The 23,400-nt window shown below is 56.8% G+C and carries 20 protein-coding genes and 1 riboswitch; all 20 genes read right to left on the bottom strand.

Annotated features, from left to right (window positions below; genetic code table 11):
• Positions 1–37 precede the first annotated feature (37 nt).
• The 20 genes from NSS64_RS31220 to NSS64_RS31125 all read right to left on the bottom strand — a co-directional run bounded on the left by NSS64_RS31220 (position 38) and on the right by NSS64_RS31125 (position 23,218).
• Positions 38–643, bottom strand: coding sequence for a TIGR01440 family protein (locus NSS64_RS31220; RefSeq protein ID WP_340946823.1), 606 nt, complete (start codon positions 641–643; stop codon positions 38–40).
• 137 nt (positions 644–780) lie between these two features.
• Positions 781–864, bottom strand: a riboswitch (ZMP/ZTP riboswitch).
• 49 nt (positions 865–913) lie between these two features.
• Entirely contained in the window at positions 914–1,501 is a 588-nt protein-coding gene (locus NSS64_RS31215; RefSeq protein ID WP_340946542.1) for a low molecular weight protein arginine phosphatase, read from the bottom strand.
• A 74-nt stretch (positions 1,502–1,575) separates the two neighbouring features.
• The gene (locus tag NSS64_RS31210) at positions 1,576–2,172 is read right to left on the bottom strand and encodes a manganese efflux pump MntP (RefSeq protein WP_341142655.1); all 597 of its coding nucleotides are present in this window, start codon (positions 2,170–2,172) and stop codon (positions 1,576–1,578) included.
• A 138-nt stretch (positions 2,173–2,310) separates the two neighbouring features.
• Complete coding sequence (locus NSS64_RS31205; protein WP_339311862.1) at positions 2,311–2,460, bottom strand: hypothetical protein; 150 nt, start codon at positions 2,458–2,460, stop codon at positions 2,311–2,313.
• Positions 2,461–2,540: 80 nt separating this feature from the next.
• The gene (locus tag NSS64_RS31200) at positions 2,541–3,713 is read right to left on the bottom strand and encodes an L-threonylcarbamoyladenylate synthase (protein WP_445667823.1); all 1,173 of its coding nucleotides are present in this window, start codon (positions 3,711–3,713) and stop codon (positions 2,541–2,543) included.
• A gap of 568 nt (positions 3,714–4,281) precedes the next feature.
• The gene (gene spoIIR / locus NSS64_RS31195; RefSeq protein WP_445667865.1) at positions 4,282–5,040 is read right to left on the bottom strand and encodes a stage II sporulation protein R; all 759 of its coding nucleotides are present in this window, start codon (positions 5,038–5,040) and stop codon (positions 4,282–4,284) included.
• Between the two features lie 139 nt (positions 5,041–5,179).
• Positions 5,180–6,376, bottom strand: a complete 1,197-nt coding sequence (locus NSS64_RS31190; protein ID WP_341142652.1) for an FtsW/RodA/SpoVE family cell cycle protein — start codon at positions 6,374–6,376, stop codon at positions 5,180–5,182.
• Positions 6,377–6,712: 336 nt separating this feature from the next.
• The gene (locus NSS64_RS31185; protein ID WP_340946533.1) at positions 6,713–7,906 is read right to left on the bottom strand and encodes an FtsW/RodA/SpoVE family cell cycle protein; all 1,194 of its coding nucleotides are present in this window, start codon (positions 7,904–7,906) and stop codon (positions 6,713–6,715) included.
• A gap of 608 nt (positions 7,907–8,514) precedes the next feature.
• On the bottom strand, positions 8,515–9,660 hold the full coding sequence (locus NSS64_RS31180; protein WP_341142651.1) for a N5-glutamine methyltransferase family protein: 1,146 nt from the start codon (positions 9,658–9,660) through the stop codon (positions 8,515–8,517).
• A gap of 4 nt (positions 9,661–9,664) precedes the next feature.
• A complete protein-coding gene (gene prfA / locus NSS64_RS31175; protein WP_340946530.1) occupies positions 9,665–10,732 on the bottom strand; it encodes a peptide chain release factor 1 in 1,068 nt (355 codons plus the stop codon).
• A gap of 286 nt (positions 10,733–11,018) precedes the next feature.
• The gene (ychF, locus tag NSS64_RS31170) at positions 11,019–12,119 is read right to left on the bottom strand and encodes a redox-regulated ATPase YchF (RefSeq protein WP_036726185.1); all 1,101 of its coding nucleotides are present in this window, start codon (positions 12,117–12,119) and stop codon (positions 11,019–11,021) included.
• Between the two features lie 421 nt (positions 12,120–12,540).
• Positions 12,541–13,014 carry a GNAT family N-acetyltransferase gene (locus tag NSS64_RS31165; RefSeq protein WP_340994739.1) on the bottom strand — a complete coding sequence of 158 codons (474 nt, stop codon included), beginning with the start codon at positions 13,012–13,014 and terminating at the stop codon, positions 12,541–12,543.
• 43 nt (positions 13,015–13,057) lie between these two features.
• Positions 13,058–14,203 (bottom strand): type 2 isopentenyl-diphosphate Delta-isomerase, encoded by a 1,146-nt coding sequence (fni, locus tag NSS64_RS31160; RefSeq protein ID WP_341142650.1) that lies wholly within the window; start codon positions 14,201–14,203, stop codon positions 13,058–13,060.
• Between the two features lie 1,034 nt (positions 14,204–15,237).
• Entirely contained in the window at positions 15,238–16,713 is a 1,476-nt protein-coding gene (locus tag NSS64_RS31155) for a phytoene desaturase family protein (RefSeq protein ID WP_341142649.1), read from the bottom strand.
• Positions 16,710–17,870, bottom strand: coding sequence for a glycosyltransferase (locus NSS64_RS31150; protein WP_341142648.1), 1,161 nt, complete (start codon positions 17,868–17,870; stop codon positions 16,710–16,712). Before NSS64_RS31150 ends, NSS64_RS31155 begins: the two co-directional genes overlap by 4 nt.
• On the bottom strand, positions 17,867–18,607 hold the full coding sequence (locus NSS64_RS31145) for a lysophospholipid acyltransferase family protein (protein WP_341142647.1): 741 nt from the start codon (positions 18,605–18,607) through the stop codon (positions 17,867–17,869). Before NSS64_RS31145 ends, NSS64_RS31150 begins: the two co-directional genes overlap by 4 nt.
• Positions 18,576–19,361 carry a carotenoid biosynthesis protein gene (locus tag NSS64_RS31140; protein WP_341142646.1) on the bottom strand — a complete coding sequence of 262 codons (786 nt, stop codon included), beginning with the start codon at positions 19,359–19,361 and terminating at the stop codon, positions 18,576–18,578. Before NSS64_RS31140 ends, NSS64_RS31145 begins: the two co-directional genes overlap by 32 nt.
• Positions 19,362–19,363: 2 nt before the next feature.
• Positions 19,364–20,221: a phytoene/squalene synthase family protein gene (locus tag NSS64_RS31135; RefSeq protein WP_340946518.1), complete on the bottom strand. Its 858-nt coding sequence runs from the start codon at positions 20,219–20,221 to the stop codon at positions 19,364–19,366.
• Positions 20,214–21,734, bottom strand: coding sequence for a phytoene desaturase family protein (locus NSS64_RS31130; RefSeq protein ID WP_341142645.1), 1,521 nt, complete (start codon positions 21,732–21,734; stop codon positions 20,214–20,216). The genes NSS64_RS31135 and NSS64_RS31130 overlap by 8 nt, the downstream gene beginning before the upstream one ends.
• Positions 21,731–23,218, bottom strand: a complete 1,488-nt coding sequence (locus NSS64_RS31125; protein WP_445667864.1) for a phytoene desaturase family protein — start codon at positions 23,216–23,218, stop codon at positions 21,731–21,733. The genes NSS64_RS31130 and NSS64_RS31125 overlap by 4 nt, the downstream gene beginning before the upstream one ends.
• Positions 23,219–23,400: the final 182 nt, after the last annotated feature.

The following is a 23,400-nucleotide window of genomic DNA, read 5'->3' as shown; positions in this document are numbered from 1 at the left end:
ACTCTGATTTATGTGGTGTTAGTTAAACCCTCTCACTTCAGTCACAATTCACGGAACCGCTAGTCTCAGGCGTGCGGTACACGGCCCGTTCCCCGCCGATCAGCGGCGGTCTGCTCCATGCGGCATTTACCCGGGCAGCCCCGATAACCCGCAGGCTAGGCCGGTAAGGTACGGCAATCCGGCGCAGATGCATGCCAATCAGGGTCTCCCCGATATCTATACCGGCATGAGCTTCAATCGTCTCTGCCAGTACCGGATCTGTCATGGACTGGTAGGCTGCTGCAGCCATAGAGCCTCCGGCCCCCGGAATGGGTACAGCCGACACCTCTCTGAGACCAAGGGCTTCCAGCAGAGCGCGTTCCATCACGAGCGAACGGTTCAAATGCTCGCAGCATTGATAGACCGGGTGAAAACCAAATTCATCCGCAATCTGCGTAATCCCCTCCAGCAGCTGCCGCGCAACCTCCAGCGCACCGCCTGTCCCAATCCGCTTGCCCGCCACTTCGCTGGTGCTGGCTCCGACGACCAGGATCTTCCCCGGACCGAGCTTGCCCGCTACTGCAAGTTCACGCGTTACCGCAGCAGTGGCTGCGGCCAAAGAAAGCTCCCCGCCGCCCGTTAGCTGCTGCTCTGCAGCCGCCATACCGTATAAGCGATCCTCCCCTGACTTTTGCTTCAGGACTTCCTCCATCTTACCGCCCCCTTCAACCGTTTCTGATTTCCATGGAGATGCAACTTTTAAACAAAAAAGAGCAGTCCGCAGGTTGAACTGCGGATGTGCTCTTTTGCCCAGGCGACCGGCCGTTTATTCCAGGTGCTCCATCGTGGTTTCATCCACACTCGTCGCCAGTTACACCGGAACCGGATCATATTTATTACATCTTAAGGGATTGGCGGCAAAAAATCAACCACTTCAAAGCCGTCTCAGCGATTCAAGCTTATCGAGCAGACCATACAGCGCCGTACGGATCTCGGCAGCCGCCAGCTCGTAATCTTCACGCGAGCCGCCGAACGGATCACTGATATCGAAGCTGGGGATACGCTGGCGGATCTCAATCATCCGCTGCATAGCCGCAGCATCCGGCTCGGTGCCCAGGGCCAGATTCAGCTCCGCATCTGCATACAAGCTGTCCAGCTCCCGGATATCGGCGTTCACGGATTCCTGCGTCTGGACATACTCCTTAAGGGTATGGGTCTTGGGTACCGCTTCAGGAAAATATTGCAGCAAGTGCCGCTTATGCGCTCCTGTCAGGGTCAGGATCAGATCGGCCCAAGCCACTGCCTCCCCGTCCAGCTGAGAGGATACGATGCGGTCCTGAATCCCTTCATCCTGGAGAATGCCGGCAGCATGTCTGGATATGGAAGTACCCGGGACAGCAGAAACTCCGGCAGACCGCACCTCCACATGAATGCCCCGCTCCTTCGCAAGCTTCCGCAGAAGCCCTTCGGCCATGGGACTACGGCAGGTATTACCTGTGCAGACAAATAAAATATGCAGCAACCTTTCCACCTCCGGTAAACATTATAATTCGGTATGAAGCAAGCTTAAAAATTATGGGTATTGCCGTTATTGTATCAAAAGATGAACATCAAGCCAAACGCCAGGAGAACGGCTCCGCCCAGCGCTTCCCCGTACTCTCCGAGGCCGCGGCTCACCCGCCTGCCCAGCAGCAGCCCTGTAATGGACATAACACCGCCGCAGGCACCGAAGGCCAGCACGGTTAGAATAATACTATTCACAAACATCCCCAGCGAAACCCCGACCGAGAAAGAATCCACACTTACACTGAGCGAGATCAGCAGCATGCCCCACACTGTCCGGTGATCCATCTGACGGCTGCTGCCGCCGTCGTCCTGGCGGAAGGAATTGAACACCATATGTCCGCCCAGCAGAACAAGCAGGCCTCCGGCAGCATAGGTGGTAACCTGTCCCAGCAAATGGCCGACATAGCTGCCCGTGAACAAGCCCAGCAGCGGCATCAGCACATGAAAAAAAGCAATCAGCAGGCTAAGCTGCAGCACATGCAGCAGACGGATGCCCCTCATCCCGATGCCCACGCCAAGCGAGAACGCATCCATCCCCAGCGCAACTGCCATAATGGCCACTGTTACTATCTGGCCCCAGCCCCCATGTATTCCGCCCCAGCCCCCAACCATTCCGTCCCAGCCCATGAATAGCCCTCCACCCTGAGTCCGTAAGTTCTTGTACAACAACGATATGCGGACAAGATGGTATTCATGACTGCGGGGTGGATGGCAGGGCGGGGGCGAAGGGCCATGGCCTGCGTAAAATCAGGTGTATCCGAACATTCATTTTCCAAATTTATCGAAGTATTCCTTTGCCTTTTTGAGGATGGCCAACTCTTCCTCCATCTCGGCCAGCTGCCGATCGCGTTCCTTCAGTTGCCGTTCAAGCTCTCTGAGTTTGTCCTGATCGGCTTCCTGATCCTTTCCACTCATAGCAGCACCTCCACGTTAATCTTATGAGTTCCAGTCTCTTAGCAGGAGGACATGGTCCATACCATCCTAACAGCAACTGACTACCCGGCGTCGATCACTGATTCTCCAGCGGCTTTCATCAGCCGGTTCATGATGGCTGCGCCGAGGCCCGTGACCGGGCAGGCCTCGGCCAGAATGTACGTGGCCCCCGCTTCATCGAAGCGCCGCAAGGCGGCATACAGGAAGCGGGCGGCCTCCTCCGGCGAGGACAGCGAGCCGAGAGACACCGTGCAGGCGGCCGGGTCGGCGGGATACAGGGACCTATGCTCCTCGAAGAGGAGCAGGCCCGTGATCTCGCCCGCCCGCTGCGCCGCCTGCAGCAGCCCCGCGGCGGTCTCCGCCACGCGCTGCGCGGAGGAGCCGCGTACGATGCCAAGCGCGCCGCGCGGGGCATAGTGCGTGTACTTCATGCCCGGCGCGCGCGGCGCCGGGCTGCTGCTGGCGGCCGGCTTCGCTGCGGCCGCTTCAGTGCCGGTCACCGCTGCGAGCTGCTCGGCGGTGATGCCCCCGGGACGGAGCACGGCTACCGTCCCGTCCGGCTGCACCTGCACCACGGTCGACTCCAGGCCGACCCCGGCCGCGCCGCCGTCCAGAACCCCGCCGATATATCCGGCGAGGTCTTCCAGCACATGGGCGGCCAGCGTCGGACTCGGCCGCCCGGAGCGGTTGGCGCTGGGCGCGGCAACCGGACAATCCGCCGCCCGCAGCAGCGCAAGCGCCACCGGATGATCCGGCATGCGCACGCCAACCGTGTCCAGGCCCGCCGTCACCAGCGGCGAGAGAACGCCGGGACGCACCGGCAGCACCAGCGTCAGCGGGCCGGGCCAGAACGCATCGATCAGCGCCTCAGCCACCGGATGCACCTCCGTCACCAGGCGACCGAGCTCCTCCCGCCGGGCAATATGCACGATCAGCGGGTTATCCGAAGGACGGCCTTTGGCTGCGAATACCGCTTCTACCGCTGCGGTATTCCGCGCATCTGCGCCCAGTCCGTACACCGTCTCCGTCGGAAAGGCCACCGTCTCCCCGCTCCGCAGCAGCGCTGCCGCTTCCGAGATCATGTCCAGATCACTCCCGCCCGGCTGCCAACCGGCAGAACTCCCCGCTCCGCCATCCGTTCCCTCCTTGCCGGAAGTAAGGCCCCAGTACAGGGTGGATTCTATATGACCGCTGCGGCGCTGGGCCGCAAACGGTGAATGCTTATCCTCTGTCATCTATCATCACTAGCTTTCTGATTGAATTATTACGCAACAAACTCATCCGACCGGATGAATGGGATTACCTTCACGCCAGTACAATGTATACTGTTTTTCACATACAGTTGGTCCATACGCCTGCATGGTAGCCAATGTATGCTGTTTTTGGCACACATTTGGGCCATACTCCTTCACGCCAGCACAATGTATACTGTTTTTCACATACATTTGGTCCATACGCCTGCATGGTAGCCAATGTATGCTGTTTTTGGCATACATTTGGGCCATACTCCTTCACGCCAGCACAATGTATGCTGTTTTTCGCATACATTCGGGCATGCGCCTGCATGCCAACACAATGTATACTGTTTTTCACATACATTTGGTCCATAAGGCCCTGTGCCAGCTTATTGCATTCGGTTTTAGGCAGCTTGTCCACAACAGGAGGAATCTATAGTTTACTATACGACCAAAAACGGCCCCCTCAGGTGGAGCCGCTTCTGCTCAAGTGCTGCAATCATCGTACCATATCCGGCGCAAAAACTGTAGAATCCAATCTGCGTCTACACTATCCTTCTCAGGACATTCAGGCGAACAACCCGCAGATCCAGCTCCAGATATTCTTCAGCAGCTCCCACACGAAGAACTTCACCTTCGGTGCCTCAGCAGCATCACCCGCGTTTCCTTCCTTGTTAGCAGAATCCGAGAGACCGGATACTGCCCCTTGCGCTGTTCCATCCGCAGCCTTCACCTTCGCACCGTCTCCCGAAGCCTTGGCTGAGACCTTAGCCGCAGCCTTGGCCCCCGCCTTCGCAGCAGCCGGTTCTGCAGCCGCAGCATCCCCTGTTCCCGCATCGATGAAGCAGAGCGGCGGAAACAGCACACACCACCAGTTCTGCCCTTTGCCTGCTCCAAGCGTGACCCGGACGGCCTCGTATTCTCCGGCAGGATAGACCCGGCCGCCATACATTTTGGTCGGAAAAGGAACCGTACCCAGCTCCACCTGATAGCCGTATTCAATCCCGCGCTGCGCCAGCTCTCTGCCCACCAGCTCATTCAGCTCCGGCAGATGATTACGGATCAGGGCACGGGCCTGCTCCAGGCTCTGCGGATCTTCAAGCCCGGCCACCCACTGGTTGATCTGTTCCACGATCCGGTCACGAATCTGGCGCTTGACCAGCTGATCCCCGGTGCCATCCGAATTCGCCAGAATACGCAGACGGATTGACTCCTGCGGGATCGATACCTCCGCTACGGCGGCATCGCTTTTTTGCCCTTCCCAGGCCATCATCAGAATCATAAAAAAACAAATTAAAATGGCAGTATACTTAAAGGTAATCCGCAGGGAATCCCCTCGCTCCAGCTTAACATCCTCCATCTTCCGCAGCCCCTCTCCCTCTGAACCTCTTATGTTCCCAGTATGTCCAGGAATGAGAGACTGCAAACCTAGTAATCTATTATTCATGAAGTAGAGACGGAAGCACCTAGTTTTTGGACAAAAGGGGTTTGCCCTTCGTGTCCGGCTGCGGCAGCGGGAGATCGTCCTCCACATCCTGCCCGTAGAGCCTTACACTCATCGCAATCCCCATACAGGCCATATTAATCAGCAGCGAGGTTCCGCCGTAGCTGATGAACGGCAGAGTAATGCCGGTCAGCGGCATCAGTCCGGTCATCGCTCCGATATTCTCCAGAATCTGATACAGCAGCATTGCCACGATCCCGACAATCAGCAGCGGCCCGCCGCGGTCCCTGCACTCCAAGGCAATCAGGATTAATCTGTGGATCAGGATAAAAAAGAGCATCAGCAGCGCCGCTGCACCCAGGAAGCCGAATTCTTCCCCAATCTGCACAAAAATCGATTCCGAATACAGATACGGCACACGGTTGCTCTGTACGGAGCTGCCCTGCAAATAGCCTTCTCCCTTCAGGCCACCGGAGCCAATCGCCGTCTGGGCATTTTTCGTCTGATAGCTAGCAGTGCTGCTGGCCAGCTCAGGCACCAGCCAAGGGTCAAACCGGCTGACGAAGTGATCACGACCCAGCGTTTTCTCAATAAAATTAACCGTCTGCTCGTGATAGTTGATATAACACAGGATGAAGCCCAGAATCGCCCCGCCCGCGATAATCAGCCCGATCAGCGCATGCGAGAATTTGATACGCCCGATCCATAGCAGGCCAAGCAGGATTACGATATAACTGAGCGCATTGCCCAAATCATTCTGGACGATGACCAGCGCGCAGGGCATGAATGCAATCAGACCCAGCGGCACGACATCGCGCCAGAACTGGAGCCGGGTTTTATTTTTGCGGACAAGCACGGTGGTCAGAAAAATAATCAGAATCAGCTTGAACAGCTCCGCCGGCTGAATGCTTAAATCTCCAATACCAATCCAGCCCTGGGCACCGTTCTTCACCTTGCCGAAAAAGCTGACCGACAGCAGAATTCCGATCCCGGCGATGTAAATATAAAGTCCATACCGCACCAGCAGGCGGTAATCGAACAGGGTGATCAGGATAAAAGCGATAAACCCCAGCGCATAATATTTCAGCATGGTGATATGCATACCATCCAGGCCGTCTCTTCCATGAGTCACGCTATAAATGGAGAAGATACAGATCCCCATCAGCACAATCAAAATCAGCACAATGCTGCCGTCTATTCTTTTGATTCTCTGCAACATAAGGATAACCCCTCAACCTCTCCGGATTAGGAATCCGCCCGCTGTAGCCATCCCAGGCTGCAATCCACTAATTTCCATTGTAATGCAATTGGGAGCATTTATTCAATTTTTCTATTTCTGCATAGCTGACCCACATCCCCCACCCTCTAGGCACAACAAAATCACCCTGCGGGTGAACGATGCTAATGCCTCTCTCACCGGCCGCTTTTAAGGAGAAAACCATAATTTCCTAAACCGCAAAAAAAATACCGGAACCCTTCGTTAACGAAGAATTCCGGTATGGATGAAGCAGCATCCAGCCCCCCTAAAGGCGCGGGCTTTACTATTCTTAATAAGTTAGCTTCTTTTGGCGGGGGCGGCGGAAGAATACAGTGCAGGACTCGGCAGATCCTCCTCCACCTCTTGCCCATGCAGACGCACGCTCATTACAAGCCCTATGCTCGCCATATTGATCAGCAGTGAGGTTCCCCCGAAGCTGATGAACGGCAGCGTAATCCCGGTCAGCGGCATCAGGCCCAGGAAGGCCCCGATATTCTCAAAAATCTGGTACAGCAGCATCGCCACCACCCCGACGATCAGGAATGGTCCGCCCCTATCCTTGCACTCTAGTGCAATTAGTATCATTCGGTGAATGAGGATAAAGTACAGCAGCAGCACCAGCGCCGACCCGACAAAGCCGTATTCCTCCGCAATCTGTACAAAAATGGAGTCCGAATAGGTGTATGGCACACGGTCAGTCTGCACCGAGCTGCCTGTCATATAGCCTTCACCGCTCATGCCGCCGGAGGCGATGGCCATTTTGGCGTTCTTCGTATGGTAGATCGCCTTGGCCGTTGCCTTATCCGGCACCAGCCACGGGTCGAAGCGCTCGATCCAGTGCGAGCGTTTGATATCTACCAGGAAATCCTTAATTTCATCGTGATAATGAATATAGCTCATAATTCCGGCAGCCGCAGAGCCGCCTATAACCAGCAGCCCGATCAGCGCATGGGTGAATTTAATATTGCCGATCCACAGGAGACCGATCAGAATAACGATGTACGAGAGCGCATTCCCCAGGTCATTCTGGCTGATTACGATGACAAACGGCATGAGACTGAATAATCCCAGCGGAACCACATCACGCCAGAATAGCAGCTTATTTTTATTTTTTCGTACAAGCACAGCCGCCAGGAACAGAATCAGAATCAGCTTGAACAGCTCCGCCGGCTGAAGACTGAAGCTTTCGCCGAACTTGATCCACCCTTGTGCGCCGTTCTGCTCTGTACCGATGAAGCTGACCATTACCAGAATGCCAATCCCCGTGATGTAGACATATAACGCATATTTTACAAGCAGGCGATAATCCACGAACGTCAGCCCGATAAAGGCAACAAAGCCCACGATATAGAATTTGATCATCTTAATATGCGACCCGTCCAGCCTCTCACGCCCGTGAGTCACACTGTATATGGAGAAAATGCTGACCACCATCAGCAGCACAAGAATCACCAGGATAACGCCGTCAATCTTCTTAATCTTCTGAAGCATATTCTGTCTCCTTACTCAGTACTGGTTCTTCCCGTTCTTGTCCCCTGGCAGCCGCCCAGGCAGAAGTTCCGTCACATCTATTGTAAAGGAAGGGACCGCCTAAATACAATTCACCAAAGATTGGGGCTCGTCTGCTTCGCCCGAGGAGATTGTGCTTGCGCGTACGCTCCCAATGCCCTCACGCGCCCCTCGCTTTCCCAGCCATTCAGCGATAGGCATATCTACTCCGCCCCTCGTTCTCCCGGCCATTCAGTAATAAGTGTATTTTGTGCAATTAAAAGTAGTAAAAATGATGGTTTTCCTCTTCTAATTGTAGTCTGTACAACTAAATCTGTTTGATTACAGGAACATCGGGTGCGGAGGGAAATTTAAGTGTACGTTATACAGTTGAACAGATTATGGATGGAATATTAGATAATTTAGTTGTACAAAGTGCATTTAGCGCAGCGATTGCAGCTTAATGGGGCATGGCAAATCTTCAGCAGGCTATTTGTTAAAATTAGACTCGAAGCATGGCCGTCACTGCGGTGAAAATTGGACTTCCAACCGCAACAGCAGCGCCGCTCCTTCTAAAAATGACGCCGCACCAGACGGTTACACCGGCCCGGCTACGTCCGTCCCCGGCGGGCTATCCCGAGCACATGCCGGGGAATCCCGGCGAGATCATCGATGGTGATGATCTCGTCCCAATGTCCGGCTGCCCGCAGCAGTCCGGCTACCTGCTCGGCCTGCCCCTGGCCGAGCTCGAAGCCGACCAGGCGCGGCGGAGCCGGGAGCAGCGGCAGCTGCTCCATCATGCGGCGGTACGGGTCCAGCCCGTCCCCGCCGCCGTCCAGTGCCGTGCGCGGCTCATGATCGCGCACCTCGCGCTGCAGCCCGGCGATGTCGCCGCCGGGGATGTACGGCGGGTTGGAGACGAGGATATCCGTCTCCAGCCCCGCGAACGGCTCGAGCAGATCGCCGAGCCGCAGGTCCACCGCCGTGCCGTGCCGCTGCGCATTGCGCCGGGCCACGGCCAGCGCGCCGGGCGAGATATCGCCGGCGCAGACCCGCCACGCCGGCGCTTCCGCCGCCAGCGTGACGGAGATGGCTCCGCTGCCGGCGCCGATATCGACGGCGGTCAGCGGCCGTGCGGCGCCAGCTGCGCCCGCGCCGCTCTCCCGGCGGGCGGCGATGCGGCCCGCCGGGCTGTGGGCGGCTGCTTCATCCGCAGCCGCCATAGCTTCAGGTGCGGCTTCGCCCCGCACCCCGCCGACCTCGCCGCCCGCTGCTTGTCCCTGCTCGTCTCCTCCAGCTTCCGGTGCGGCTTCGCCCCGCACCGTGCCGCCCCGATCGCCCGCTGTCATATCCAGCGTGCATCCATCGGCCGCCACCAGCCCGTCCGGCCACAGCTCCGCGCCGTACTTCAGAATCGCCTCGACGAGCAGCTCCGTCTCCGGTCGGGGGATCAGCACATCGGGCGTGACCTCAAAGGCCCGGCCGTAGAACTCCTGCTCGCCGGTGATGTATTGCACCGGTTCTCCCGCCGCCCGGCGGGTCACCAGCGCTTCCCATTCGGCCTTGCGCGCCAGCGGGAACGGATCAGCCAGCGCCATATAATAAGCCGCCCCGGACAAGCCCAGCACATGCTCCAGCAGGAGCTGGCTGCTGCGCTGCGGCTCCGTAAGGCCGTGTCCGGCCAAAAAAGAAGAAGCCTCCGCAAAGGCTTCCCGGATGCTTTGCACGTCAGGCATGACATAAGAGTCGTGTTTCAAAGCATTATTCTCCTTTTTCCATCAATTCTGCTTGTTCCGCAATTGACAGTGCCGAGATAATCTCGGTAATATCCCCGTTCATCACCTGATCCAGACGGTGAAGGGTTAAGCCGATCCGGTGATCCGTCACACGGCTCTGCGGGAAGTTGTAGGTACGGATACGCTCACTGCGGTCACCGGTTCCCACCTTGCTTTTACGTTCTCCGGAATACTTCGCTTCCTCTTCCTGCCGCTTCAAATCCGAGATCCGGGTACGCAGCACCTTCAGCGCCTTATCCTTATTGGAGTTCTGGGACTTGCCGTCCTGGCAGGTAGCCACGATCCCCGTAGGTACATGGGTTACACGTACTGCTGATTTGGTCGTGTTAACGGACTGTCCGCCCGCGCCGCTCGAACAGAAGGTATCGACACGGATATCCTTGTCATGAATCTCGATTTCGAAATCTTCCGCTTCCGGCATTACGGCAACGGTAGAGGTAGAGGTATGGATACGTCCGCCGGATTCTGTGGTAGGGATGCGCTGCACACGGTGTGCGCCGCTTTCAAATTTCATTTTGCTGTAAGCGCCGCGCCCGGTAATTTGAAAGATGACTTCCTTGAAGCCGCCGAGATCATTCGTGTTCACATCCATCAGCTCTACGCGCCAGCCCTGGGTATCGGCATAACGGGTATACATCCGGTAGAGGTCAGAGGCGAACAAGGCCGCTTCGTCCCCGCCGGCTGCGCCGCGGATTTCCACGATTACGTTCTTGTCGTCGTTAGGGTCCTTAGGCAGCAGGAGCAGACGAATCTTCTCCTCAAGAACGGCCTGGCGCTCGGACAGGTCATCGATCTCCATCTTGACCATTTCTTTCATTTCATCATCAAGCTTCTCGGCCTGCATCATCTTCGCGGCTTCAAGCTCTTCCATTACGTTCTTATATTCGCTATACGCCTCGAAGGCGGGCTGCAAGTCGGATTGTTCTTTGGAATAGTCCCTCAGTTTCTTACTGTCGCTTGCAACATCCGGGTCACATAGCAGTTCACTGAGTTTCTCATAGCGGTCCGCCAGGGATTGCAATCGGTCCAACAAGGGAATTCACCTCTCCTGATTCAAATTCTTCGTTCATTATTACTTTAAATTGTTGCTACAACTGAAGTAGATATACGACTTTATATTATACCACCACAAGCCTCAATTGGCTACAGTACATGCGGCAGGCCGGGGATTTTTTTAAAATAAGATTCTGTATGATCTTATGATGTTGAGCCTCCGGCCAGCTTATACACCGGCACCCAGTCCGAATGACGCAAAGAAACCATCCAGCAAGCAAGTACCTCTACTCCTGAATGGCCTCTCTATAACAAGCGAAAAGTATCTATACGTTGAACCGGAAATGCATAACGTCGCCGTCCTGCACCAGATATTCCTTGCCTTCCAGACGCAGCTGCCCGCGTTCCTTGGCACCGTTCATTGAACCTGCCGCCACCAGATCGGTGTAAGCCACAACCTCCGCACGGATAAAACCGCGCTCGAAATCAGTGTGAATCACGCCCGCTGCTCCAGGGGCCTTAGTGCCCTTGCGGATAGTCCAGGCACGAACCTCTTGAACACCCGCAGTGAAATAAGTGTACAGACCCAGCAGCTTGTAAGCCGCTTTGATCAGACGGTTAAGCCCGGATTCCTGCAGACCCAGCTCCTCCAGGAACATCGCCTTGTCTTCGCCTTCCAGCTCTGCAATCTCCGCTTCCACCTTGGCACTGATCGGCACGACTTCAGCATTCTCGGCTGCTGCGAATTCACGGACCTGCTGCACATAAGGATTCTCCTCGGCAGTCGCCACTTCATCCTCGCCCACATTCGCCGCATACAGCACCGGCTTCAGGGTGAGCAGGTGAAGATCACGCACGATCTGGCGCTCATCGTCAGACAACTCCAGACTGCGTGCAGGCTGGTCCTGATACAGGGCTTCCTTCACGCGCTCCAGTACTTCTACTTCCTGGGCGTATTTCTTGTCGCCGCCCTTGATATTTTTGCGGGAACGCTCAATCCGCTTCTCCACGCTCTCCAGGTCAGCCAGAATCAGCTCCAGGTTAATCGTCTGGATGTCGCTGATCGGATTCACCTTGCCGTCCACATGGGTCACGTTCTCATCGACGAAGCAGCGCACCACATGAACAATGGCATCCACCTCGCGGATATGGGCCAGGAACTTGTTGCCCAGGCCTTCGCCCTTGCTCGCACCGCGCACCAGTCCGGCAATATCGACGAATTCAAAAGCGGTCGGAACCGTCTTGTTCGGCTGTACCAGCTCCACCAGCTTATCCAGACGTTCGTCCGGTACTTCTACAACCCCGACGTTCGGGTCGATGGTGCAGAACGGATAGTTGGCGGATTCTGCGCCCGCTTGTGTAATTGCATTGAATAATGTCGATTTGCCTACGTTGGGAAGTCCAACGATACCTGCTTTCAAAGCCATTTATATGACAACTCCTATTTTCGGTTGGTTTGATCACCGCATGAAATCCCGAACTGATCTCAAACCATTATATATTAGAACAAATTCTCCAGCAACAGCGGATGTCAAGGGCGGGCAGCCAAACTCATCTTACCGGGTAAAAAATATTTACTTGGCGCTGCCCGTTGTGGTCGGTTTATCAATTACATTTGGCCTACACGGCGTGCCCGCTCCAATTGTGGTCGGTTTTTCGACTACATCCAGCCTACACGTTGCGCCAGTCCCATTTTGTTCGTTTTTCAGTGAATCCTTGGCTCACAGACCGCCGCACTTACTCCCGAACACTGCCCCTTATGCAAAAAGACTCCTTGAGGAGTCCAGTTAATTCGGCTGGTGCTGTGCAGAACCTTATGCCTGCCTGGTGCTACTTTCCGCCTGCAGCCTACAGCGTCTTGGACATCGTGATGTCTGTAACCTGGAAGCCCATTTTCTTGTATAGCCCGAAGGCACGTTCGTTATGCCCAAAGACATGCAGGCCGATCTTGGCCGCCTTCAGCTTCTTAGCTTCTTCATCCAGCAGGAGCAGTGTCTGCTTGCCATAGCCCTGGCCCTGGAACGGCTCAAAGATATAAATGTCATAAATGAACGCCTCCCGCACCCCGCGGTTCTCGGTCACGTTGAACCAGAGATAACCGGCTTGAGTCCCCGAAGTCTCCTCTACTACCGAATAGAAATAAGCTCCCGCCGTATTGAGGCCTTGCGGCAGGTAGCGATTCATCGATTCCTGGGCCTGCGCTAATGCTGTATCTGCATCCCAGGCACCGGCTTGTACTTTCTCTTCTGCGTAGTCGCGGGTAGATTGCTTCAAGAACGACTGAAACGCAGTTTCGTCCATCGGGACCAATGTAATCGTCATTTGGATACCTTCCTTCGGTTCTGATTATAAAAGCAAGCCTGGCTCAGCGCCGGACCAGACGCGGCGTTCCGCGCAGCGCGGCAAGGTCCGGTGCACCGATGCCGAACATCACTGTCCGCAGCTCCAGCTCCACCTGGGCCAGCGCCTGATCCAGCGCCTCCTCGGAGCTGACGGCCGGACCCAGCAGCCCCCGTCCGAAGCCTGCCAGATCAGCGCCAAGGGCCAGCGCCTTGGCGGCATCAACGCCGTGCTTCAGTCCGCCGCTGCCGATCAACGCCCCGCGCGGGGAGACCGCGCGGACCTCGGCAATGCACTCCGCCGTGGGAATCCCCCAGTCGGCGAAGGCCTCCGCAGCCGCACGCCGTACCGGATCAATGCTGCGGAACTTCTCCACCTGGCTCCACGAAGTGCCGCCTGCTCCGGCAACATCAATGAAGGCAGCACCCGCCTGATACAGCCGGGCAGCCGTATCGCCGTCAATCCCCCAGCCGACCTCCTTGATCCCCACTGGAATCTCAAGGCTCCGGCACAATGCCTCTATCCGCTGCAGCAGGGAACCGAAGCCGGTGTCACCCTCGGGCTGGAATACCTCCTGCAGCCCGTTCAGATGGAGAACCAGCCAGTCCGCTCCGGCAATCTCAACCGCCCGGCGGCATTCTTCTACCCCGAAGCCGTAGGCCAGCTGCACGGCTCCGACATTGGCAATGACCGGAATTGTGGGTGCATTGGCCCGCACATGGAAGGTAGCCGCCAGCTCCGCGCGTTCTACAGCCGCGCGCACCGAGCCGACGCCAAGCGCCCAGCCCCGGCGCTCCGCCGCTTCGGCCAGCCGCTCATTGATCTTCCCTGTAGCCGTGCTCCCCCCGGTCATGGAGCTGATCAGCAGCGGGGTACGCAGCGTACGGCCTAAGAACTCAGTACCCAGTGAGATGGTATCGTAATCCAGCTCCGGCAGCGCGTTATGGCGGAACCTGTACTGCTCGAACCCGGTTGTAATTCCGCTGCCTGCCACATCTTCATTCAGGCAGAGCCGTACATGCTCAATCTTCCGTTCCCCGGTTCTGGAGTCGGGCAGCAGAGATTTATGTCCGGAAGGACCTGAGCCTGCTGTCTGCTGCCCTTGCTGGGCATATGTGCCTAACTGCTCCACAGCGCTCTGCGGCACACCGTTTCGCGGCATATCATTCATGCTGTCTTCCTCCGTTTCTGCTGCACTATTTCTCACACTATAACAACATCACCCTACAGAGAATGTATGCTGTTTTCCACATACATTCGGGCCATGTGCCTGTGTGCGAGCACTATGTATGCTGTTTTCCACATACATTCCGCCATATACCCGCCTGCGAGCACAATGTATACTGTTTTCCACATACATTCCGCCATATACCCGCCTGCGAGCACAATCTATACTGTTTTCCACATACATTCCGCCATACGCCTGCCTGCGAGCACAATCTATGCTGTTTTCCACATACATTCGGGCCATGTGCCTGTGTGCGAGCACTATGTATGCTGTTTTCCACATACATTCCGCCATATACCCGCCTGCGAGCACAATGTATACTGTTTTCCACATACATTCCGCCATATACCCGCCTGCGAGCACAATCTATACTGTTTTCCACATACATTCCGCCATACGCCTGCCTGCGAGCACAATCTATGCTGTTTTCCACATACATTCGGTCATACGCCTGCCTGCGAGCACAATGTATGCTGTTTTTCACATACATTCCGCCATACGCCCGCCTGCGAGCACAATGTATACTCTTTTCCACATACATTCCGCCATATACCCGCCTGCGAGCACAATGTATACTCTTTTCCACATACATTCCGCCATACGCCTGCCTGCGAGCACAATGGATACTGTTTTTCACATACATTCGGCCATACGCCTGCCTGCGAGCACAATGGATACTGTTTTCCACATACATTCGGTCATACGCCTGCCTGCGAGCACAATGTATGCTGTTTTCCACATACATTCGGCCATGTGCCTGTCTGCGAACACTATGTATGCTGTTTTCCACATACATTGGCCTATGCGCCGTTGTACCAGCCGATTGTATTCGGTTTTTAGCATACATTCAGCAACAAAGTCACTCTACGAGTTATTCATCTACTTGCAATATATCCCGCTCCACAATTACCTTCCATTATAGCACAACTGTAGCACAACCCCGCTTGGCCATTGAACGCTGGCGGGGTCCTCACTCTTCATACATGGCTTGCAATATATTCGCCCACCAGCCTGCCCGACAAGGACACCACAGGGGTTCCCCCGCCTGGATGCGTGGTTCCGCCTACATACCACAGTCCCTTAACATCCCTGGAACGGTTGCCCGGGCGGGAGAAGGTCTGCTTCACCGTATTGGAGGATATCCCGTAAATGGCCCCCTGATGTGCCAGCGTATCGCGGGCGATATCCTGCGGGGTGTAACGCTCCAGCACATCTGCGGACGACAGCCCTCTCACACCGTGACTCTCCAGTACAGAAATCACCCGCTCCCCGTACGCATCCCTCTCCTCACTCCAGTCACAGGCCGGGCTCAGATAAGGCGCATTAGCCAGAATGAACAGGTTGCTGCCGCCCGCAGGCGCCATCTCAGGCTCGGAATAACCGGAGTGGCATACATACACTGTCGGTTGCTGCGGCGGACGCTTATGCCCGAAGATATCCTTGAATTCCTGCTCATAGTTCTCCGGGAAAAATACCGTATGATGCAGCAGCTTATCATACGTGCGCGGCACGCCTGCCAGCGTTACCAGCCCGGACAGGGACGGTTCGTAAGCTTCAATCCTGCGGTCCGTCATTCCCGGCCGGACTGCTTCAGGAAGCAGCATCCGGTTGATGCTCAGGACATCGCCACCGGCAATCACGGTCTTGGCCGGGTAGAAGCCTTGCGTCGTATCCACACCTTCCACCGCACCGGAGATTACGGAAATCCCCGTCACCTCTGTGCCTGTAATCAACCGTACGCCCAAATTCCGGGCGAGTGCAGACAGACCGCTGATTAATTCATAGGTGCCGCCCTTCACACCATATACGCCCTCCTGAATCTCCAGATGACCAAGCATGGCGAAGATGGAGGGGGAGCGATACGGCGATGATCCCACATAGGTGGCATAGCGGCCAAGCATAGCCAGGGTATGCGGGTGACTGAAGTAGCGGAGCAGCAAGCCATGTAGGCTGAGAAAAGGCCTTACGCGCACCAGATCCCGCACAAGCGAAGGGGAGAGCTTATCTCTCCAGGATAGCAGCAGCCTGTTCAGGAACTGCTTCTCGCTTAGCTGATACAGCCGCGACGCTTCAGCCAGAAACTCCGGGAACCGCGCAGCATCTGCCGGGCTGTAGGAGGCCATCTGCTCCTGCATTCGCCCGGTATCCCTTGAAAAATCGACAATCTTGCCGTCTGCGAATACATTGCGGGTACGCGGCTCCAGCTCATAGAGCTGGACATAATCCTCCATGCGGGCTCCCGCAAGCTCATAGAGCGAGCGGAAGACATGGGGCATCGTAATTGTACTTGGGCCGCGGTCGAAGGTGTAACCCCCTGCCTGCACACGCTGCAGCTTGCCGCCCGGATGCTGCTGACGTTCCAGCACAGTGACTTCCCAGCCTTCAGCGGCAAGGGTGACCGCACAGGACAGCCCACCGAATCCGGCGCCTATGATCACTGCCTTCGGTTTCATCCATAACGCCTTCCTTTCCATTCATAGCCTGCGCGCGTGCGGCTTCCGCGCCAGGACGCCACAGCAATCAGCGACAGGCAGAGTACACTCGCCGGGAGTAGGAGACAGAACCAGAACGGCTGCCGACCGGCAGCATCACTAGTCCGTTTCACGGCCAGACCCGCAAGTAGCGCAGTAGCGGGCCAGAACGCCGCACCGGGCTGTCCGCTTAGGGCATAGTACAGAACGGCGGCGGCGGGCACAGCATACAGCGACAGATATGCAATAAGCACACCCAGCAGCAGCAACGGGCTGCGGCCGATACCGGCATAGATATTCTTCCGGTAGCCATTCCATACTTGCCGGGCATTGTGGTACATCCGCATGAACACCTGCTCCGTAACATCCATGAGCGTCACCATCCCGCCCGACCGCTTCACGGCACGGGCCAGCGCCATGTCATCCACCAGTTCGCTGCGGATGGCCTCATGCCCGCCGCAGCTGTCGTAACTGTCCCGGTGAATCAGGATGAAGCCTCCATGCGCCGCAACAAAGCGCGGATCTCTGGAGCCGCGGACCAGCGGAATGGGCAGGTGGCAGATGATGGTGAAGACCATCAGGGGAACAACCAGCCGCTCCAGCCAGGTTCCGGTCATCTGCCGGGGGAAGCCGGTAATCATGCCGCCGCCCGCAGCGTAGGCAGCAGAAAGCGCCGCCTGAAGCGCCCCGTGCTGAAGACGGACATCTGAGTCCAGGAACAGCAGCCAGTCTCCGCCTGCCGCTTCTGCAAGCTGAGCGCAGGCATGGGACTTGCCCAGCCAGCCCTCCGGCAGCTCTCTTCCCTTCAGAACGCGTACTCCGTTGCCCGCTGCTGCGGCAATAGCCCCCGTTCCGTCAGTGGATGAATCATCCAGTACAATAATCTCCACCCCGATTACGCCGGTGCTTGAGGCCAGCACAGAGGAGAGGCAGTCCCCAATATTATCCGCTTCATCCCGGGCGGGGATCAGTACCGATAAGCTCAAGGCCCGTGAGGATGCCGTTGCTTTTGCTGACAGCGCCTGCGCCGCTCTTGCTCCTGGTGCTGCCCCCAGCTTGGGGAGCTGCGCTGCATTCCATATTGCGAACAATAGCTGGAGCAGCACAATACCGGTTACAGCCTGAAAGAATACGTTCATCCGCTCCCACCGCCCGGCCGCAGCAGGTCAAGCCATTCATTGGTAGATCTCCCCCGGCGGAGCAGCGGCCTGAATTCATCCGGCATATAGCCTTGATGGTTAAGCACTCTGCTGCGGTGTGACTCCAGTTGTCCGCCAAGAACAGTCTCCAGCTTACGGGCTACACTTGAGCGGTCCATCTCCGCCCAAGGCAGCAGCAGCGGTGCACCGGCCAGCAGCGTAGCTTCCGGCTTGGTATGCCGGAACAGGCCGTGGTATAGCGTCACTGGGACTACGGCCGACCCCGGACTGAGCCGCAGCGCCAGGGCCGCCCCTTCCTTCAGACTCAGCGGCCGGTGCTCCAGCGGCCGGATTTCGCCTTCGGGATACATCCAGACACTCTCACCCTTTTGCAGCAGTCCGGCAGTATACCGCAGAGAAGCCCGCGCATCCCCGGCATTGCCGGGGTTAATGGAATAGGCGCCGAGCTTCCTGAAGAAGGCATACTTCCGCAGCTGCTCCTCTTCCATCATGAAATAATGCCGCTTCCCCGGAAGCTTCCCTGCAGCGTGATAGGCCAGCAGGCCGTCCCACCACGAGCTGTGATTCATGAGGTAGAGAATCCCCCGCCCGGCAGCGGCAGCGGGCTGAAGCTCTCCGCTGATTCCAAGGAAGTGGAAATGTCTGCGCAGCAGATAGAAGGAATTATAACGGTAGAATAACCAGTCAAACCTTCCCGATGGAACGGCTTCCAACATAGCGTAGACTCCCTTCGGCCAAAGCGGCACCTGCCCCGGCGATCACCGCGCAGGCAGGCAATCCCTCTGTCAGGCTGATCAGGCCGAACAGGATCAGGATCGCCTGATACAGGCGGGTACCCCGGCGGGCAGCCAGCCGGGTGAACGGAACAGCCGGGAGCAGCATGGACAAGGCAGCACCTGCAATCAGCCAGCCGCCGAAATTGCTCCAGGGCACCTGATAGAAGCCCCCGCCGCCCTCCCAATGCCAGAAGTTCCTGGCATGGGCAACAGGATCGAGCACCAGATCCATCAGGACCGTCCAAAAGCCGACCTGCACGGCCCGCAGCAGCAGGAGCCGGAGGCCGCGCTGTCCGAAATCATGGCTGATCAGCACGGCATTGCACACAACGGCAATCCAGGCGAAGCCCAGTGTAACCGGCACACCAAATAATAAAGGCCCGAGAATAGTAGAATAATTATAATCCCCAAACAACCGGCCGGAATGCACGCCTACCCATTCCACCGCCATTCCGCCTAACCAGATAAGAGCAGCAGCATACCAGAATCGCTTGGTCATCCGGCCTCCCGAAGAATTGACTGACCAGTCAGACATGAAGGGTTTGAACTGCCCCTTGATTAATAAGTCCAGCCCATAGGCACCATAGAATACGAGAAATAATCCGTTAGAGAATTTCAGGCTGTCCGGAATTCCGAACACGATCAGCAGCAGCGCACCGATGGTATACCAGATCCAAAAAAGGGTTCGGACCATCGTTAGACCACCGCAGTTCTTGCACCGGCATAACGCACAACCGTACGCTGGAACAGCTGGAGCTTGGCTTCATCGGTGACATAGGATCTTTTGCGGAAAACATCATACCCGTCTGCCTCCACAGCATCCAGAATAGCAGCATAGAAGGATGCGGCAAGTTCAATGGCAAGGCCGCTCTCCAAAGGATACGTATGCACATGCTCCAGCCCTCGCCGGAACCAGTCCAACGCTTCTGTCCGCAGTTCCTGGATAACGGCAGTAAAACGGTGATTGACCTCCCCGTTCTCCAGCTCCTGCTGGCTGTAGCCATGTCCCTCCATCACCTCAAGCGGCACATATCTGCGTCCTCTTCGGAGATCCTCACCCACATCGCGGATGATATTGACCAGCTGCATTCCTATCCCCAGCGCAATTCCCGATGTCCGTGCCGCTTCACTCTGATCATCCCGCAGAACAGGCAGCAGCATCTCCCCTACCGTTCCCGCTACAAGATAACAGTAATCCTTAAGCTGCTCCATCGTGTCATAGGCTGTGAAGGTAAGATCTCTAAGCTGTCCCTCCATTTGCAAAAGAAACGGCTCACGCTGAAGCTGCGGGAAGCTGCTGAACAGCCAGCGCAGAGCCGGCCAGATGAAATGCCCGTCCGCCTGCTCCAGATTCATGAAATGCTCCCGCAGCTCATGAATGCTGTACGGCGCGCCTTCCGGCTCATCCACACTATCGTCTATAATCCGGCAAAAGGCATAAATCACATGCACCGCTTCACGCCTGGGACTTGGCAGAACATCAAACGCCTTATGGAACGAAGTGGACCCTTTCTTCATCAGTTCCTCACATTGCTGCAGTATCCTTTCATCCATGTACGCTCATCTCCTTTATCATTTCCTGAACGGCAAGCTTCGCTCCCTGCATCACGATCGGCACACCGCCGCCCGGATGGACGGAAGCACCTGCGGCATACAACCCCTTGAGCGGATAAGGCTTCGGCTGGGGCCGGAATACCCCCGACTGGCTCAGCAGCGGTGCAATACCGAAGCTGCCCCCGCCATACATTCCTTCCTGCTGCGCATCGGCAGGTGTTCTCAGCCTGCGCCAGATCACACTCGCGGCAAGCCCGGGGAAGCCCCGCTTCTCGGCATCTGCCATGACTTTGTCGGCTAGTGCTCCGGCTATTTCCTCCCAGTTCTTATCCGGCGCCGCCGGGACGGGAACAAGGAAATACAGCACGCTCTGTCCAGGAGGAGCTGCACTGTCGTCCAGCGCTACCGGATTAAATACATAATAAGATGAATCCTGGGGGATTTGTCCCCGGTCAAACAGCTCATGCAGGCTGCTGTTCAGACTGTCCGGCAGGAAGAACTGGTGCACCAGCGACTCCGGCCACTGCTTATCCGTGGCCGCATAGATCAGCAGGCAGCCCGAGGAGGGCTTCCAGCTTCCGCGTTTTATGGCCTTGGCCGATATGTGTCTGCCCTTATCCGCTGTCACACCCAGCGCCCGTTCCTGCTTGAACACACCAGGCGGCAGCAATTGCTCCACATTCGGGAAATCTCCATTGTACAGAACGGCATCATAAGGAATCGACTGCCCCTGAACAACAACTCCGCAGCAGCGGCTTCCTTCAACAAGCAAGGATTCCACCTCAGCGCCCGTATGAATCTGTACTCCGCGGTCTTCCAGCTCCCGGGCCATGATCTGCGGCAGCGTCCCGTATCCGCCCTTCAGCATCCAGATGCCGAAGGCATGCTCGGCGTAAGGAAGCATGGTGTAGATACCGGGTGTGCGGAAGGGTGCTCCTCCAATATAGAGGCTCTGCAGGGAGAACGCATCCTTAAGCTCCTCGTTGCGGAAATACTGCCCGATAGCAGAGCGCAGATTCCGGTAAGCACGCAGGCGAACCATCAGCGACAGGTTAGCCGGACTGAAGAATTCCCGCCCGCTGGCATACCCCCGCTCCAGGAACGACGTCCGCCCCTGCGGATACAGCACTGACATGTCCTTCATGAACCGGGTGAAGCCCTTGCCCTCTCCGGGATAGAGCCGGTCAATCTCCTCCTCCTGCGCCGACGCATCTGCGAATTTGGTCAGCACCCGCCCGCTTCTGAAGTGAACCCGGTAGAGCGGATCACAGCGCAGCAGCTCCAGGCTGGATCGCGGAAGGCCGCCTTCCTCCAGAATACCGAGAAGCATCTCCGGCAGCAGCACGATGGTAGGGCCGCGGTCAATCCGGTAGCCGTCCTGCTCTTCAAAGGCCACTCGCCCGCCCGCTTGGGGTGCCCGTTCATAGATCACCACCTCATGTCCCTGACGGGTAAGCAGCAGCGCTGCCGTCAGCCCGCCGATTCCGCTGCCTACGATGGCAATTCGGCTCATAACGGAACCCCCGCACCTGCGCCGGGCGCACCCGCCTGTACGTTGAACCGCCTCCGCACAGCCTGGTCATGCTCCCGCAGCAGCCGTGCGCTGATCTTGGCCGACTCGAAGATCGTCGGCAGGCCGCTGCCCGGATGGGTTCCCCCGCCGACCAGCCAGATGCCGCGCACCTCCTCGAAGGTATTATGCGGCCGCAGATGCATCATCTGCCCGAGATTATGGGCCAGATTGAAGGTGGCCCCGTTATATACATTCTGCTGGTTCTGCCAGTCCAGCGGGGAGAAGAACAGGCTCTCTTCCACGCGTCCGGCGATTCCCGCCAGCTGCGGAATTTGCTGCAGCCGCTCCATCATCCAGTTCTCTACCTCCTCACGCTCCTGCTCCCAGTTAATATCGGCACTCAGATTAGGCACCGGCATCAGCACGTAGAGCGAGGACTTACCGGGAGGCGCCAGTGTCTTATCGATGACTGACGGATTATGGATATAGATAGAAGCATCCTCTGACAGCACGCCCAGCTCCGTGATCTCTCTGACATTACGCCGGTAATCGTCCGCGAAATGAACCGAATGATGACTGAGGTCCACCTCTCCATCCACACCGAGGTAGAGCATGGCGGTGGAGCAGGAATATCTTTTGCGGGCAATCTTGGCAGGAGTGTATTTCTTCAGAAGCCCGGGCTCGAACAGCTGTGTCATCGCAGAGCCAAAGTCTGCTCCAATCACAATATAATCCGCATCCACCTTCTCCCCGTTCTCCAGCAGCAAGCCTGCGGCCTGCCCGTCCTTGACGATAATGCGTTTCACTCCGCTTGCGGTATGCACCCGCCCGCCATGCTCCTGGATGACCTCAGCCATAGCCTGAAGCACACGGTTAATGCCGCCAGACGGATGGTACAGGCCGTAACGGTGCTCCATGTACGACAGAATCGTGAAGGTGCCCGGACATTCCCAAGGCGACATCCCCAGATACTTGGCCTGGAACGAGAACGAGAACCGCAGCCGTTCATCATCGAAATAACGGGACAGCCGGTTATACACGGTGTCTGTAGCGTTCAGCTTGGGCAGCGCGTGGAACACATCTCTTTTAACATAATCCCCTAACGATTGGAACGGACGCTGCAGCAGCGGAATCACCCGCTCCAGCTTATCGGCTTCTTCTGCCATGAACCGGCGGTAGCCGCTGCCGTTGCCGGGGAACAGCCGCTCAATCTCCTCAGCCGTCTGATCCTGGTTCGTGGAGGGCGTAAATACGGTATCTCCAAAATGCAGTGAATACAGCGGATCAAGCTCTGTAAGCGAGACATAGTCATGCACCGAACGCCCTGCCAGAGTGAACAGCTCCTCCAGCAAATGCGGCATCATCAAGAAGGTGGCTCCCCGGTCAAAACGGTAGTCTCCCAGCTTCAGTTCGCCTGATCTTCCGCCAACTTCTGCCTGTTGTTCATAGAGATCGACTTCATATCCTTCGGCGGCAAGCAGCATGGCGGCGGCCAGCCCGCCCGGTCCTGCGCCAATTACTGCGACTTTTGCGGTATCTGTGGTTCGGATCAAGCAACGTCCTCCTTCGTTCAAACATTATACAAAAACTATACAATAGTGATACAAATATCATACATACTTTGCCGGGCCATGTAAATATCATCTGCCAGACTTCCAGCAATTTG

Origin of the sequence: Paenibacillus sp. FSL H8-0122, assembly GCF_038005345.1 — a bacterium.
GTDB lineage: Bacteria > Bacillota > Bacilli > Paenibacillales > Paenibacillaceae > Paenibacillus_AQ.
This window is presented reverse-complemented; position numbering and strand designations above follow the sequence as displayed.

Coding starts and splice junctions, on each gene's coding strand:
- NSS64_RS31210 (WP_341142655.1), bottom strand. CDS start 2,172: ATGGGCTGGGACGGAATGGTTGGGGGCTGGGGCGGAATACATGGGGGC.
- NSS64_RS31200 (WP_445667823.1), bottom strand. CDS start 3,713: ATGACAGAGGATAAGCATTCACCGTTTGCGGCCCAGCGCCGCAGCGGT.
- ychF (WP_036726185.1), bottom strand. CDS start 12,119: ATGGCTTTGAAAGCAGGTATCGTTGGACTTCCCAACGTAGGCAAATCG.
- NSS64_RS31135 (WP_340946518.1), bottom strand. CDS start 20,221: ATGGATGAAAGGATACTGCAGCAATGTGAGGAACTGATGAAGAAAGGG.
- NSS64_RS31205 (WP_339311862.1), bottom strand. CDS start 2,460: ATGAGTGGAAAGGATCAGGAAGCCGATCAGGACAAACTCAGAGAGCTT.
- NSS64_RS31145 (WP_341142647.1), bottom strand. CDS start 18,607: ATGTTGGAAGCCGTTCCATCGGGAAGGTTTGACTGGTTATTCTACCGT.
- NSS64_RS31130 (WP_341142645.1), bottom strand. CDS start 21,734: ATGAGCCGAATTGCCATCGTAGGCAGCGGAATCGGCGGGCTGACGGCA.
- NSS64_RS31125 (WP_445667864.1), bottom strand. CDS start 23,218: ATGCTGCTTGCCGCCGAAGGATATGAAGTCGATCTCTATGAACAACAG.
- NSS64_RS31185 (WP_340946533.1), bottom strand. CDS start 7,906: ATGCTTCAGAAGATTAAGAAGATTGACGGCGTTATCCTGGTGATTCTT.
- NSS64_RS31155 (WP_341142649.1), bottom strand. CDS start 16,713: ATGAAACCGAAGGCAGTGATCATAGGCGCCGGATTCGGTGGGCTGTCC.
- fni (WP_341142650.1), bottom strand. CDS start 14,203: ATGAATGATATGCCGCGAAACGGTGTGCCGCAGAGCGCTGTGGAGCAG.
- NSS64_RS31190 (WP_341142652.1), bottom strand. CDS start 6,376: ATGTTGCAGAGAATCAAAAGAATAGACGGCAGCATTGTGCTGATTTTG.
- NSS64_RS31140 (WP_341142646.1), bottom strand. CDS start 19,361: ATGGTCCGAACCCTTTTTTGGATCTGGTATACCATCGGTGCGCTGCTG.
- NSS64_RS31165 (WP_340994739.1), bottom strand. CDS start 13,014: ATGACGATTACATTGGTCCCGATGGACGAAACTGCGTTTCAGTCGTTC.
- NSS64_RS31150 (WP_341142648.1), bottom strand. CDS start 17,870: ATGAACGTATTCTTTCAGGCTGTAACCGGTATTGTGCTGCTCCAGCTA.
- NSS64_RS31220 (WP_340946823.1), bottom strand. CDS start 643: ATGGCGGCTGCAGAGCAGCAGCTAACGGGCGGCGGGGAGCTTTCTTTG.